The sequence below is a fragment of the Mesorhizobium sp. CA15 genome (assembly GCF_020165215.1).
Taxonomy (GTDB): domain Bacteria; phylum Pseudomonadota; class Alphaproteobacteria; order Rhizobiales; family Rhizobiaceae; genus Mesorhizobium.
Map to the genome: position 1 here is coordinate 1 of NZ_JAIUHQ010000034.1, position 13,775 is coordinate 13,775.

The window sequence follows — 13,775 nt, forward strand, 5'->3', positions numbered from 1 at the left end:
GCCTCGTAGGGCGCTCCCCTCTCCGTCTCGGCTTCGCCGAGCCACCTCTCCCCACTTCGTGGGGCGAGGAACCTTGATCTTCCGGGGCCGCGGTCCTTCACCGGCCCTCTGCCCTGCAGGATCTCTCTCAAGACTCCAGGGGAAGATCAGCGCTCCGTCGCTGCGCCGAGCGCGTGAACATCAGCAACAATCCTCGCGAACGCCTCCGCCGCGCGCGGCACAGTCGGCCTTGCCCGCAAAAAGCTGTGCACCAGCCTCGGCTCCTCGCGCCACCATGCGTGGCCGCCGGCGGCAAGGATGCGCTCGCAATAGACTTCGCCGTCGGACGACAGCGGGTCGCATTCGGCGGTGACGATGATCGTCGGCGGCAGGCCGGAGAAATCGTGGTCTCGAAGCGGCGAGAACGTTGGATCGTCCTGTGACTGCCCGGGCGCGGACCGGATGCGACGATAGAACTCGATGTCGCTTACGCTGAGCAGTGGCGCTTCGGCATGCTCGACATAAGAGCGCCCGGTCTCGTCGCCGCCCAGCTCCGGATAGATCAACATCTGGCCAACAGCGTGCCGTTCATGGCGCCGCGTCGCTTGCGCCACCGCGGCAGCGAGATTTCCGCCGGCGCTTTCGCCGCAAAGCACAATCGGCAGTGTGCTCGCCGCGGCGACCCATTCGAACACGGCAAGCGCATCGTCGTAAGAGGCCGGGTGCAGATGCTCCGGCGCCAGCCGGTAGTCGGCCGAGACCACCTCGAAACCGGTGCCGGCGCAGATCTCGGCGCAGATGTCGTCATGGCTATCAAGGTCGCCAAGCACAAAACCGCCGCCATGGTAATAGACGACGGTCGCCGCCGCCGCCTTGCCCGCCATGCGATAGTGCCGCACCGGTATCGGATGCGTCGCCGTCGCGACGAGGCCGTCTTTAGTCGTCACGCCTTCGGGACGAGCCTGATGAAAAGCCGCGCACATCCGATTGTAGACCGCGCGCTGCTTCGCGATCGGCGCGGCGACGATCTCCGGCGGGTACCAGCTGTTGACCTCGTCGACATAATCCCACAACTCCGGATCGAGCCGGTCGGCATATTGGCCGCGGCTCGACCGATCGGTTTGGGCTTTGGTCACTGCCGTCAAAGCTCGGCGTATAGCTGCGCAGCGTTCTCGAAGGTGAAGCGCAGCGGCACCGAGCCCTCGACCTGCCACACCTCCACCGTGTCGCCGGCCATCAGCCGGCAGGCATCGAGCGTGTTGGTGACGGCGCCGCCATAGAGCCGGTTGGCAAGGTTGAGGATGCCGGTCTGATGCATGGCGGCGCTGGCGCTGCCGCAGGCATCCTTGACCAAAAGCACGCGAAAGCCGCGCGCCACCGCGTCCTTCATCGTGGCGTCGATGCAGGCCTCGGTCCACACGCCGGCAATCACCAGCCATTCGATGCCGGCCGCCTTGAGCTTGTCGGCGAAATCGTTCTTTCCGAAGGCGCTGGCCTCCTGCTTGACCAGCGTCGCTTCGCCGTCTCTTGGCGCGACTTCATGGCAGATCGCCGTCAGCGGATCGTCCTTGTCGGAAAAGGCAGACTTGCCGCTTTCGTCCACCGGGTGGAACGGCCGCGCCTGAGCGAGATCGACGATATAGGCCCAGTGGTAAAGCGGCACGAAATTCCGCCGCGCCGCCTCCTGCAAGCGCCGTACATTGGCGAGGATGTCGCTAAATCCCTCGACCAGATAGCGCTTGTCCTTGCGATGCTCCTCCTGGAGATCGATGAACACCGCGGCCACTGTACCGCGTCGGATGGAAATGGGTGTTTTCATGCGAAATGTGCTGTCGATGCGTCGGCGCTAATTGTCAAGAAACTCGTCTTCATACGGAAACCGCGAAAGCAGCTCGGTGCCGGTCTCGGTAATGAGAATTTCATCCTCGAGCTTGACGCCCTCGCGACCGCCTTTCTCGCCGATATAGCTTTCCACGCTCACCACCATGCCGGGCACGATGATGCCATCGCGGCCATAGGTCTCGTAGTCCATCGCGTGCGCGATGAAAGGCGTCTCACCATGCATGCCGACGCCATGCATCACAGAGGTGTAGCGCTGGTCGACGAAGCGGTCCGGGATCTTCCACGCCTTCTCGGCGATCTCGCGGAACGCCATGCCGGGCTTCACGATCGAGATGTTGTGCTGCACCTGGTCATGCGCCATGCGGTAGAGCGATTTCTGATAGGGCGTCGGCTTGCCCGGGCCGCAGCGGAAGGTGCGCGAGAAGTCGGAATAATAGCCGTAGCAGCCGATCGTGTCGGTATCGAGCGCCAGCAACTCGCCCGGCCTGATCTTGCGCCCGCTCGCCTCGTTGAACCACGGGTTGGTGCGCTGTCCCGAGGTGAGCAGCCGGGTCTCGATGAACTCGCCGCCTTGCCGGATCACCTCGCCATACATGATGGCGAAGAGCTCGTTCTCGGAAACGCCCGGCTTGATCGCCTCGCGCACGGCCGCCACCGCGGCCTCGGCGCCCGCCATCGAGGCCAGCAGGCATTTGACTTCCTCCGGCGTCTTGACCGCGCGCACCGCCAGTATCTCGCCCTGGCAGTCCTTCACCTCGCAGCCGCGCTTTTCCAGCGCCAGCGCCTGCAGATGGCTGCAGCGGTCGAGCCCGAGCTTCATCGAGCCGCCGCCATGCTTCTTCAGAAGCTCGGCGATCTCGTCGGCGAACGGCCCCGCGGTCTCGTCGTCGCGGCCCGAAACCGACGACCAGACGAGCTTGGACGGCCGCGCCTCGTCGATCGTGTCGAGCACCATCGAGACATGATAGCTCTGCGGATATTCGAACAGCACGACCGGCCCTTCGGTCGGGATGAAGAAATAGCGCGTCGAGTTGCGCAGGAAATAGCCGAACATGTTGCGCGAGCCGGTGGCGTAGCGCTGGTTGTATGGATCGAACAGAACGACGCCGCCATAGCCCGCCTCGCGCATCCAGGCGCGCAGTTTCGCCAGCCGCCCCTTGCGCAGCGCGTCGGCATCGATGAAGGACGGCTCGGTGTCTGAAAGCCACATGCCGCCGGCCGGATCGACCGCGACGGGGTGGCGCATGCGATCCTTGAAGTCCACATCCTCGGTGCTGTCGGGGTCGAATACGACGATGCTCATCAGAAGGTCTCCTGTTGCGGAGACCATAGCCGGGTACGGTTTTAGGCTTGTGCGGAATTCCGCGATTGTCGTGCCGGATGCCGCATCGTAACTTCGTCATTCTAGGGCGAGCAAGGAGCGAAGCGACGCGCGCAGACCCTAGAATCCATGCCGTTACGTCGGCCAGACAATACAGCGGTGCAGAAAATCCTTGCTGCGGCCGGGTGCCAATTCTGCATCGCCGAGACGCTTTCAGGTCACGGCATGGATCCTAGGGTCTTCGCTCCGCTGCGCGTCGCTTCGCCCTAGGATGACGAAGGAGCGTGGAGCCGCACCACTCCACCTAATGCCGCCGCATCGCCTTAGGCGCGTGCCCGTGCTCCTCGCGAAACGCCCTTGCAAAGCTCGACATCGACGCAAAGCCGCACGCCAGCGCCACATCCCTCACCATCAGCGTCGAATGCGCCAGCAGGTCGGCGGCGCGCTTCAGCCGCAGCCTCCGGTAATATCCATTGGGCGAGATATCCAGCTCGGCGCGGAAACTGCGCTCGAGCTTGTCGGCCGACACGCCGAGCCGTTGCGCCAGCTCCGCCATGCCGAGCCTTTCCTCGACCGCATCCTCCATGATGGCGATGGCCGACAGCACCAGCTCGTTCTGGACGCCGGTGCGCAGCCTGAGCGGCATCAGCTTGCGGTCGACGCTCGACCGCAATGGCGAGTGCACGAACCATTCGGCGACGCCCGCCGCGATTTCGGCGCCATAGTCGCGCGTGATGATTTCCAGCATCATGTCGAGGCTGCCGACGCCGCCGGCCGAGGTGAAGCGCTTGCGGTCGATGACGAACAGATCGCGCCGAAGCTCGATTTCCGGAAAAGCCTCGCTGAAGGCTGCCTGGCTGGTCCAGTGCAAGGTGCAGGCATGGCCGTCGAGCAGGCCGGCGCGGGCGAGGAAGAAGGCGGCGTCCGCGACGGCGCCAATATGCGCGCCGCCACGCAGGCTTTTGCGGATCCAGCTCATCGCCTCATCGGCCACGACATGGTCGGCATCGCCGCCGGAGCACACTACGATGCGGTCGACCTTCGGCGCGTCGGCGGCCGAGAAACCGGGTTGGATGACGACGCCGTTCGATGCCTCAACCGTACCCGCATCGGCGCCGACGATCACCCATCGATAGCAGTCGCGCTTGGCAAGAATGTTGACGGCGCGCAGCGGCTCGATGACGGACGAAAATGCCATCATCGGAAAGCCAGGGAAAACCAGCACTGCGAAGGTGAGGGGCGCTTCGCGCGGTTCCGGCGGCGCACGGTCGCGTTTTCGGCTGGCGAGGCTGTCGCTCACGTTTTTGTATTTCCCACGTGCTGCATTGGTGGCAGAGAAGACCAAACTGTAGCCGGCCCCTCGGCTGGCTTGCAACGGAGCAACAACACGATGTTTGCGGCAACGGCAATCGACACAAGCAACAAGCCGGTCTTCTACAAGGAGTTGGCCACGCAATTGAAAGCGCTGCTCGAAGGCGAGGGCGATTCCGTCGCCAACGCCGCCAACACCGCGGCGCTGATCTATCAGATGGTGCCCGACCTCAACTGGGCCGGCTTCTATTTCCTCGCCTCCGATGACGAGCTGGTGCTCGGACCCTTCCAGGGCAAGCCCGCCTGCGTTCGCATTGCCGTCGGCAAGGGCGTCTGCGGCAAGGCCATCGAGCTCGACATGTCGATGCTGGTCAAGGACGTCAACGAATTTCCCGGCCACATCGCCTGCGATGCCGATTCGCGCTCGGAGCTGGTCGTGCTTTTGCGCGATGCCGAAGGCGCGTTCGGCGTGCTCGACCTCGACAGCCCGCTGCCCGGGCGCTTCGACAAGGAAGACCAGGCAGGCATAGAGAAGCTCGCCGCGATCTATGTCGCGGCCTGTGAGTTCGAGGACGATGATGAAGGTTGATAGGTGAGGCGACCCCGGCCTGCCTTACACGAACTTCACCAGCATCAGGCTGAAGCAGCCGATGAAGATGAAGGCTGAGAAGGCCAGCATCAGCGGCCGCAGTCCGCGCGAGCGAGGCCCCGAAATATCGGCCTGCAAGCCCATGGCCGCGAGGCCCATGGTGAGCATGATCTGTGCTGCGAGGACGATCGCCGAATGGATCTGCGCCGGGATCGCGATCAGGCTGTTCAGCGCCACCACCGCGACGAAAGCCGCGACGAACCAAGGCAGCGGCGGCCTGGCGCCGGAAGCATCACTGCTGCCGCGGCGCGCCATCAGGCCGAGCGCGATCACCATCGGCGCCAGCATGGCGACGCGCGTCAGCTTGGCGACGGTCGCGGTCTCGCCGGCAAGCGTGCCGTTCTGGAAGCCGGCGCCGATCACTTGCGCCACCTCATGGATCGAGGCTCCCGCCCACAGGCCGAAGGCGTGCTGGTCGAGCCCGAAGACCGGCGCCAGCAGCGGAAAGCCGAGCATGGCGATGGTGCCGAACAGCGTGATCGCGGCAACCGCGTAGGTCACGTCCTCGTCGCGCGCGTCGGTGACAATGTTGGTGGCGACTATTGCCGAAGCTCCGCAGATCGAGGTGCCGGCGGCGATCAGCTGGGCCAGCTTGGCATCGACGCCGATCAGCTTGCCGAGCGCGACGGTGAAAAGCAAGGTGGCGCCAAGTGTGGCCGCGACGATGCCGACGCCGCCAAGGCCGATGCCCGACACCTGGCCGAACGTGAGCTGGAAGCCGAGCAGCACGATGGCGAAGCGCAGCAGGCGCTTTTGCGAAAAGGCGATGCCGGCCTTGGCGTGGGCGGGCAGGCCGAGCACGTTGGAATAGATCGTGCCGGACACCACGGCCAGGATCATCGGGCTGAACAAGGCAAAGCCTGAGACATTGTGGGCTGAGAACGCCACAGCGGTGATCATCGCCACCAGCACGATGCCGGGGATAATGCCGTTCCACGCTGAATCGAGCCGCTTGCGGCCCGCGGCCAGATCGGCAGAAATCGGGCTTGTCGGAATATCGTTCGCGATGTGAGTGGCGGAAGACAATGCAATTCTCCAGGCGAGTGTGCCGGAGGAATGTCATTCCCGAACAAATCTTTCCAACGAATTGTTCTGGTTGGAATGATCGATTTTCACGAACGATTGGTTTTTGAGCTGACGATGGAACACCTCCCGAATTCGACAGGCTGGGCCAATCTCAAAATCTTGACGGGCTGAACTTCCTGTCCCAGCGTGGCGCATGTTCGTTTTTGCACCCGCCATCATCAAGCGACGTCGCCTCTATACGATGGGGAGCGGTAAGCCGATTGCGCGACGACAAACACCGGCCGAATAAATTCCGGTTTGTTCGTTTCCCGCCCCGCCGCGACATCCGCCGGCGGGGCTTTCATGTCTGGAGCCTTGCTGTGACCAATTCTTCCATCCGGTTTCGGCCGGCCGAACGTGCTGACTCTGCCACGATCAGGGACATCGTGCGCTCCGCCTATTCCAGATGGGTGCCGTTGATCGGCCGCGAGCCGATGCCGATGCGCGCCGACTATGACAGAGCAGTTGCCGAGCATCCGTTTGAACTCGCCGTCGAGGGCGATCGCATTGTCGGCATGATCGAGACCATGCTGGAGGAGGATCACCTCTGGATCGAGAATGTCTGCGTGGCGCCGGACGCGCAGGGCAGGGGCATTGGCCGGCTGCTGCTCGAACGGGCCGAGCACAAGGCGCGCGTGGCGAGCCGCTTCGAATTGCGCCTGCTGACCAATGGCGCCTTCGCAGCCAATGTGTCGCTTTACAAGAAGCACGGCTATACGATCGACCGCGAAGAACCGTTCATGAACGGCACGACGGTCTATATGAGCAAGAAGCTGGCATGATGCAGAACGCCATCGATGATCTCTGTAGGATTGCTCCCAAGTTGACGCAGAATCTCGGTTTGGAGCAGATTGCTGCCGCTCAGACGTGCATCGAATCCGTGATCGCCGACAAACAGAGGAGGTTCGGATGGCAATCAGGGTCCGGTTGAAGCCACTCTCGGGGCGGTATGCGGTTTCGCGCCTCGAAGCAAAAGAGAGCATTCCCGGCTGGGCCGACGGACCGGGCTTCGTCAGCATCACCAGGACCGAGGACGAGCTTTCGGTAGTCTGCCTGCAGGAGCGGGTGCCGGACGGGGTGCAGCGCGACAGGGACTGGGTCGCCCTGAAACTCCAGGGTCCCTTTGCCTTCGACGAAACAGGCATCGTGCTGTCGGTAATAAAGCCATTGTCGGAAAACGAACTCGGTATTTTTCTTGGTATCCACTTTCGATGGCGACCATCTGCTCGTCAAAGAGAAGGATGAAGCCGCGGCAAGGGGGCTTCTGGTCGCGGCGGGGCACATTCTTCTGTAGCCGCCTGGCTCAATCGCCCGCCCTTGCGTTTGACATCGCTCTTGCCGCATCGTCATCTCTGACGCGATGCGACGATCCGGCGATCGCCCCCCAATCACATCAGATATCCCGCCCAAGGAGAACCATGTCACACAATCTGCAGTTCTATATCGATGGCGTGTGGGTCGATCCTGTTGTGCCCAACACACTCGACGTCATCGATCCCTCCAACGAGGACGCTTTCGCGCAGATTTCGCTGGGCTCCAAGGCCGATGTCGATAAGGCGGTGGCGGCGGCCAAGCGCGCCTTCGCCAGTTTCGGCTTCAGTTCGGTCGAGGAGCGGCTCGACATCCTCAACCGCATCATCGAAATCTATAAGAAGCGCAGCAAGGACCTTGCGCTCGCGGTCTCGCGCGAGATGGGCGCGCCGCGCCAGATGGCGCTGGACAGCCAGGTCGGCGTCGGCCTTGCGCATCTGGAGAAGATGGCCGAGGTGCTGAGGACCTTCCAGTTCCGCCACATCAAGGGCACCTCGCTCATCGTCAAGGAGCCGATCGGCGTCGTCGGCCTGATCACGCCGTGGAACTGGCCGCTGAACCAGATCACCTGCAAGGTCGGTCCCGCGCTTGCCGCCGGCTGCACCATGGTGCTCAAGCCGTCCGAGATCGCGCCGCTCGACGCCATCATCTTCGCCGAGATCATCGACGAGGCCGGCGTGCCGAAGGGCGTCTTCAACCTCGTCAACGGTGACGGCCCGACCGTCGGCCAGGCGCTGGCCAGCCACCCGGATGTCGACATGATGTCCTTCACCGGCTCGACCCGCGCCGGCATCCTGGTCGCCAAGGCGGCGGCCGACACGGTCAAGCGCGTGCATCAGGAGCTCGGCGGCAAGTCGGCCAACATCCTGTTCCCCGATGTCGATCTGGAGCGGGCCGTCACCAAGGGCGTCGCCGGCTGCTTCGGCAACAGCGGCCAGTCCTGCAACGCGCCGACCCGCATGTTCGTGTCGCGCGACCGCCATGACGAGGCCGCCGGCTATGCGAAGAAGGCGGCAGAGAAATTCACCGTCGGCCCGGCCGATGCGCCCACGTCGAAGCTCGGTCCGGTGGTCAGCCAACTGCAGTTCGATAAGATCCAGGACCTGATCCAGAGCGGCATCGACGAAGGCGCCACCCTGGTTGCCGGCGGCCCCGGCCGCCCGGCCGAGCTCAACCGCGGCTATTATGTCCGGCCCACCGTCTTCGCCAATGTGACGCATGACATGCGCATCGCCAGGGAGGAAATCTTCGGGCCGGTGCTGTCGATCATGCCCTACGACACGGTCGAGCAGGCGATCGAGCAGGCCAATGACACCGTCTTCGGCCTTGCCTCCTATATCCAGGCCAAGGACATCGAGAAGGCGCGCCAGGCGGCCGCCCGCATGCGCTCCGGCACCGTCTACATCAACTACCCGGCCTGGGACGCGGGCCTGCCCTTCGGCGGCTACAAGCAGTCCGGCAACGGCCGCGAATATGCCGAATACGGTCTGGAGGATTTTCTCGAGATCAAAGGTATCGCGGGGTATGCGGCGACTGAGTAGGGCACTGTAGCCAGTGATCGTCAGCGCTGAAGTAAAAAAGGCGCGGTTCAACCGCGTTCTTATCTTTGAAAACAAGTCGACCAGGGACGGCCACTATACTCAAAGACTGATCCAACGGAGACATCGCCTGGTCGGGATGAGATGACGCGTATCTATTAGGCTTGGCTGATGCGATTGGGGCTGGCTGACTGGCTGTGTTTCTCGAACAATCGGAGCTTTGCCGGATATCCAAGCCGTATCGGTGTCTGGCAGCCCCCGCATTTGAATGTAGCCACGGACTTGAACCAGGAGCCTTTCCGGATAATCGGATGCCGGCATCTTGGACATTCGAATCTGAGATCTGTCTCATTCAGGTTTTTAGGAATCGACATTTTGCCACACGCTCCTATGCACCCACCGATAGCACGTTAAAGTAGCAATGTTTCAGTCCTGCGACCGCCAGACTGCCGCGTTGTAACGAGAGTGATTCCTGGCAACCGAACTGCGATCAGGGCCAAGCATCGTGCTCGACCGACCGAGCATTTGGCTACAAGGCCACCTTTCTGCGAAACACACCAGAAAGGATATTTGGTAAGGATTAGTTCAACCGGGCCGAGTATGGTGAGAGTGGCGGCTCCAGCTTGGGGGGGTGGATTGGGCCAGAGCCGCCTGCACGGTCATTGTGTGGCAGTAGACCGCACTGTGTCAGAATAGAACAGCGCGGTCTATAATTAGTTAACGCTAATTAAATGCGGCGGCTACCCTAACGGCCGCCGACCTGCCGTGATTCCATTGTGGGTGGTCTGCCAGCGTACAAGCTGGGCGTGGTTGCAAGCGTGGTTCACCAACCGTCGCAATTTGAAAATGCCGTTCTTTCCGAACTTTTCAAGTAATGACCTGGCAACCCGAGGGCATAGGTCTTCCGGTAGGATGATGAAGCGCGAAAAAGCCCCGCCGGCGAGATGCCTGCGGGGCTTTTCAGCGGATAGTCGATTAACGGCGATCGCTTCCGCGGCCATCATGGTGGTCGCCGTTGTTCGCGCCCAGGCACATGGCGTAGTAATCGTCATGGTTGCTGCACGAATTGAGGGCCGCCTGCTGAGCATAAGCCGAACCAGAAAAGCCGGAGACAGCAACAATGGCGAGAATTGCATTGCGAACAATCTTGGACATTTCGATTTTTCCTTTGTTTAAATTCCGGTCGAGCCGGTCGATAGCGGTTTTCCTGCAGTTTGGTTTCGGTTTGATGGCGCGTGAACGCAAATTTGTTTCGAAACGGCAACGGCAGTAGCCGAGTCGGCCAGACGCCTCGCAAGCCATGGCGGCTCGTTTGTATACAAATGTTTCAAAGCCTGTCCTTCTCGTTACGAGCCTTGCGCTTGCGTGCAATGCGGCGGAAACGCTCGTCGGTCATCTAAGGCGCCATCATGAAGGCGGCGGGATTGCCCCGTTACAGCCATGGCGAATTGAGGATAAACTCTATGTCGATCCTGAAGACATTGAACCGCATGGGGGCGGCCTTGAAATATGCGCAGGATGCCCGCAACCCAACGCGGATGCGGAACGGCATGCCGTCCGACAATCAGCTGGATATTTGCTGGCCGGTGATGCCGACAACCAAGCACCTGTCCTCGAACATCTGGGGCGGGATCTGAAATAGCGATCGCTCGGAAGCCCGCTCGTCGACCTGCGCATGGCAATCGTCACCGCGCGAGCCGCAGGCAACGCGCCGTAGCCGCGCTTCTCGGCACCTCCCGAGCTCGTCGCGAGCGTGTTGACGCGCGATTTATCCGTGCCCCGCCTCGATGATGCCGACCATCGCGCGGGTAAATTCGACCACGCTGTTTGCGGTGATGGCGGCATTATCGGGGGATTGACCGATGTGCTCGGCCGCTCCGCAACAGGACCGGCGGATGCTGTCGTAGTATGGATCTCTCTCATCGTCCGGTAGTGCTGCCAAATTCAGGGCGCGACGGTGGATCATGCGCAGTAGCTGCGCCAATGCTGTTTCGACACTCATGCGTTTTGCTCCGCATCGGTCGAGCGTCTCGGCACACCGAGTGCCGGATCGTCGATCGGGAGATTTCCCGAGTCGAACAGGCTGCACAGTAGCCATTAATATATCGTTGATTGCTAATGTAAGAAGCGCATCGAGCATCACACCGTTCGGATGCGAAGGGGTGCCGATCCGAGGTGCGGATATGGGCACAAACTGGCGATGTTCGAGCGACACCGGCACTTGGCGGTGAAAGGCTCAAAATAAGCGGTTGAAGGCCGCCTATGCGCCGGGACGCGGATAGGCGTCGGCACGCATTCCCAATCAGCATCGTCAAGGCCGTATGATCGTGGTTCGTTACGGCGAGCGCGCGCGGAAGGAGGAGCGATCCTGGAAATCTGCGATCGGCCACAGACAGTGCGTCAGGAACCTGCCCGCCGCGCAAAATGCTCATAAGTCGCCTGCCAGGGATCGCTCTCAGTCATCCTTTCCTCGCCGATCCAATGGAAGCTGTCGGCCGTGATCTCGGTGAAGCGCCAACGGGCTTGCAGGCCGCGCGAGTCATGGCCGATCTGGACGATGTCGTTGCCCTCGGCCCGCCCGATCTGGCGTGAGTAATCCTGGTTGAGCGGATCGCTCCAGATGATGTGCCAGCCGTCGATGCCGGGATCGAAGACGCGCAAGGTGGTGCCGTACATGACCGACGGGGCAGGGCGCCTCGGCCTGATCCAGAGGTCCTGGACGGCGCGGCCTTCGAGCACCCAGCCGAAATGGCATTCCCCATCCCATTTCCGGATCGTGCCGTCGTCGAGATGGTGGACCGTGTCCATGTCCCAGCTGCCGATCAGCCAAGCGTACAGGTCCATGTCTTTCGCCCAGTCGGAAGGGCCATCGGAGGTGAGGGCGGTGAGAAAAGGGGACATTGTGGTCGTCATCGCTTTCTCCAAGGCGAGCAGGGAGCTGGAACATCGCCGCGATAACTTGCGGCGTTGTGGTTTCTGGGTCTTGGAAAAAATTGCTGTGTTGCCGCTATCGCGATCGCCCCCACAGCATCCTTGATGCAGCGGATTCATCCACTAGTTAATTCCGTGGGCCACCGTATTCGCGAGTTTTTGCCTTGGGGCAGCGGCGGTTTAGACGTTTTGACCGCATGCCGCGCAAGGACAGCTGGGCACATTTGGAGACTACCGTGCGTCAATCCCTTGGAACCAGCTTGGCTTATTTGGCATTTGCTTGCTCGATCGCGGTAGCTTGCGCTGGGACTGCAGCCGCCGGCCCGCACGGCGGGGGGCATGACGGTGGCGGCCATCAGGGTGACAACGGGGGCCATGGCGGCCACGACAACGGCGGCAACGGCAAAGGCAAGGACAAAGGACCTGCCGGCGATCCCGTCGGCGACAGCGGCAGTCCGTCGTCGAACGATGACGGGATCAGCACCACTCCAACGGCCTCAATACCGTCAACTCCAGCTGCCATTGTCGACCTGTCCACAGGCGGCGGACATTCGCTCGACCTCCCGTCCGCCCTGCAGCCTCTCGAAGACAACACTGTTCCATCAGCGGTCCACCCGATCGAAGCGCTGCCCGGTGTCCCGGATAAGGTCGTTCGCGCCTGTCAGGACGCAATCGAGCAGGCCGCTGCCAAGTTTGGTGCGGCCAGTGTGCGCGTCAGCAGCGCAGGTTCCATACGTCGGTTGAGCAAACGCAAGATCTCGGCCCCCATTCAGGTCAGCATCGACTATATGCATCAGGGACGGGTGGAGACGCGTGAGGCGCCGGTCGAGTGCGAATTGAACGCGAAAGGCAGCGTGATCGGTCTGACATAGCGCAGATCGCGGAACTCCTTGCGATCCCCTTTTCCGGGCCTCCGTGTGTTGCGAATGGTACAGACTAATGACTGGAGCGTTCACCGCCGTCACAATCGTTTTGAATTCAATCCGACGTCGGGTGTATTGGCCGGAGGGCAAAGGGAAGCGCGATAGTACGCACGCGGATCACCTGCGAGGAGTTGCGAAGCTTGCTGCGCGTAGTCGTCTTCTGGCTGACAGCCTTCATCTGACCGGTGCCGGCCGATGCGCGGCCAGAGCGAGGCTGCAGCGGCGGCTCAATTTGCGCGCTGCGGCGCTCAGCCCTGAGCTTGTCATTTTCCGCGCGTTTGGCAGCCAGGTCGCGGGCCAGAGAAACAGTGGCTTCGCGCTGGTTGTCCAGAGCTTCGTTCAGCCTGGTGACCTCTCCTGAAAGTGCTGGGGACGTGCCGCGCTCCAGGCGGGCTTTATTAAGATCCTCACGGGTCGATGCTGCGGAAGCGCGTTCCCGTGTCAGAGCCTGCGCGGTCTCGGCTGCGGTCTGCTCGGCACGCTCTTTTGCTGACACAGCCCTGACTCGTTCCTGTTCAGCCGCGTCACGCTCCAGGCGGGCTTTATTGAGGTCCTCGTTGGTTGATGCTGCGGAAGCGCGCGCCAGGGCGAGAGCCTGCGCCGTCTCGGCTGCGGTCTGCTCCGCACGCTCTTTTGCTGAAACAGCCTTGGCACGTTCCTGCTCAGCCGCGTCACGCTCGCGGCGGGCTTTATCGAGATCCTCACGGGTCGATGCTGCGGAAGCGCGTGCTCGTGTCAGAGCCTGCGCGGTCGCGGCTGCGGTCTGCTCGGCACGCTCTTTTGCTGAGACAGCCTTGGCTCGTTCCTGTTCAGCCGCGTCACGCTCGCGGCGGGCTTTATCGAGGTCCTCACGGGTCGATGCTGCGGAAGCGCGTTCTCGTGTCAGAGCCTGCGCCGTCTCGGCT

The 13,775-nt window shown here is 62.2% G+C and carries 14 protein-coding genes and 1 pseudogene; 6 read left to right on the forward strand and 9 right to left on the reverse strand.

Translation table 11 applies throughout. From position 1 onward, the window contains the following. Nucleotides 1-146: 146 nt before the first annotated feature. The 4 genes from LB515_RS27690 to LB515_RS27705 all read right to left on the reverse strand — a co-directional run bounded on the left by LB515_RS27690 (nt 147) and on the right by LB515_RS27705 (nt 4,343). Nucleotides 147-1,124 (reverse strand): alpha/beta hydrolase, encoded by a 978-nt coding sequence (locus tag LB515_RS27690; protein ID WP_263490442.1) that lies wholly within the window; start codon nt 1,122-1,124, stop codon nt 147-149. Continuing rightward, a complete protein-coding gene (locus LB515_RS27695) occupies nt 1,121-1,798 on the reverse strand; it encodes an isochorismatase family protein (RefSeq protein ID WP_224709617.1) in 678 nt (225 codons plus the stop codon). Before LB515_RS27695 ends, LB515_RS27690 begins: the two co-directional genes overlap by 4 nt. Nucleotides 1,799-1,825: 27 nt before the next feature. Further along, nucleotides 1,826-3,124, reverse strand: a complete 1,299-nt coding sequence (locus tag LB515_RS27700; RefSeq protein WP_224709619.1) for a M24 family metallopeptidase — start codon at nt 3,122-3,124, stop codon at nt 1,826-1,828. A 322-nt stretch (nt 3,125-3,446) separates the two neighbouring features. Next, nucleotides 3,447-4,343, reverse strand: a complete 897-nt coding sequence (locus tag LB515_RS27705; protein WP_224709627.1) for a GlxA family transcriptional regulator — start codon at nt 4,341-4,343, stop codon at nt 3,447-3,449. A gap of 189 nt (nt 4,344-4,532) precedes the next feature. Here LB515_RS27705 and LB515_RS27710 point away from each other — a divergent pair, with 189 nt between their 5' ends. Next, nucleotides 4,533-5,042, forward strand: a complete 510-nt coding sequence (locus LB515_RS27710) for a GAF domain-containing protein (RefSeq protein ID WP_095767767.1) — start codon at nt 4,533-4,535, stop codon at nt 5,040-5,042. A gap of 24 nt (nt 5,043-5,066) precedes the next feature. Here the strand turns inward: LB515_RS27710 and LB515_RS27715 are convergent, their stop codons facing one another. After that, nucleotides 5,067-6,128 carry a YeiH family protein gene (locus LB515_RS27715; RefSeq protein WP_224709621.1) on the reverse strand — a complete coding sequence of 354 codons (1,062 nt, stop codon included), beginning with the start codon at nt 6,126-6,128 and terminating at the stop codon, nt 5,067-5,069. A 359-nt stretch (nt 6,129-6,487) separates the two neighbouring features. On the opposite strand from LB515_RS27715, the gene LB515_RS27720 reads away from it, so the two are divergent. From LB515_RS27720 to LB515_RS27730, 3 genes and pseudogenes are all read left to right on the forward strand, one after another. Next, entirely contained in the window at nt 6,488-6,949 is a 462-nt protein-coding gene (locus LB515_RS27720) for a GNAT family N-acetyltransferase (protein WP_140842612.1), read from the forward strand. Between the two features lie 127 nt (nt 6,950-7,076). Further along, a pseudogene (locus LB515_RS27725) lies at nt 7,077-7,461 on the forward strand (ACT domain-containing protein). Nucleotides 7,462-7,585: 124 nt separating this feature from the next. Continuing rightward, entirely contained in the window at nt 7,586-9,019 is a 1,434-nt protein-coding gene (locus tag LB515_RS27730; protein ID WP_140842614.1) for an aldehyde dehydrogenase family protein, read from the forward strand. 972 nt (nt 9,020-9,991) lie between these two features. Here the strand turns inward: LB515_RS27730 and LB515_RS27735 are convergent. After that, on the reverse strand, nt 9,992-10,171 hold the full coding sequence (locus LB515_RS27735) for a hypothetical protein (protein WP_140842616.1): 180 nt from the start codon (nt 10,169-10,171) through the stop codon (nt 9,992-9,994). A gap of 308 nt (nt 10,172-10,479) precedes the next feature. Here LB515_RS27735 and LB515_RS27740 point away from each other — a divergent pair, with 308 nt between their 5' ends. Further along, nucleotides 10,480-10,653 (forward strand): hypothetical protein, encoded by a 174-nt coding sequence (locus LB515_RS27740; RefSeq protein WP_181164972.1) that lies wholly within the window; start codon nt 10,480-10,482, stop codon nt 10,651-10,653. Between the two features lie 131 nt (nt 10,654-10,784). Here the strand turns inward: LB515_RS27740 and LB515_RS27745 are convergent, their stop codons facing one another. Both LB515_RS27745 and LB515_RS27750 read right to left on the reverse strand, forming a co-directional pair. Next, a complete protein-coding gene (locus tag LB515_RS27745) occupies nt 10,785-11,018 on the reverse strand; it encodes a hypothetical protein (RefSeq protein ID WP_140842618.1) in 234 nt (77 codons plus the stop codon). Between the two features lie 398 nt (nt 11,019-11,416). Next, nucleotides 11,417-11,860: a hypothetical protein gene (locus LB515_RS27750; RefSeq protein ID WP_224709622.1), complete on the reverse strand. Its 444-nt coding sequence runs from the start codon at nt 11,858-11,860 to the stop codon at nt 11,417-11,419. 323 nt (nt 11,861-12,183) lie between these two features. Here LB515_RS27750 and LB515_RS27755 point away from each other — a divergent pair, with 323 nt between their 5' ends. Then, on the forward strand, nt 12,184-12,819 hold the full coding sequence (locus LB515_RS27755; protein ID WP_224709624.1) for a hypothetical protein: 636 nt from the start codon (nt 12,184-12,186) through the stop codon (nt 12,817-12,819). A 106-nt stretch (nt 12,820-12,925) separates the two neighbouring features. Here the strand turns inward: LB515_RS27755 and LB515_RS27760 are convergent. Further along, the coding region (locus tag LB515_RS27760) for a hypothetical protein (protein WP_224709625.1) at nt 12,926-13,775 on the reverse strand (850 nt) is incomplete at its 5' end.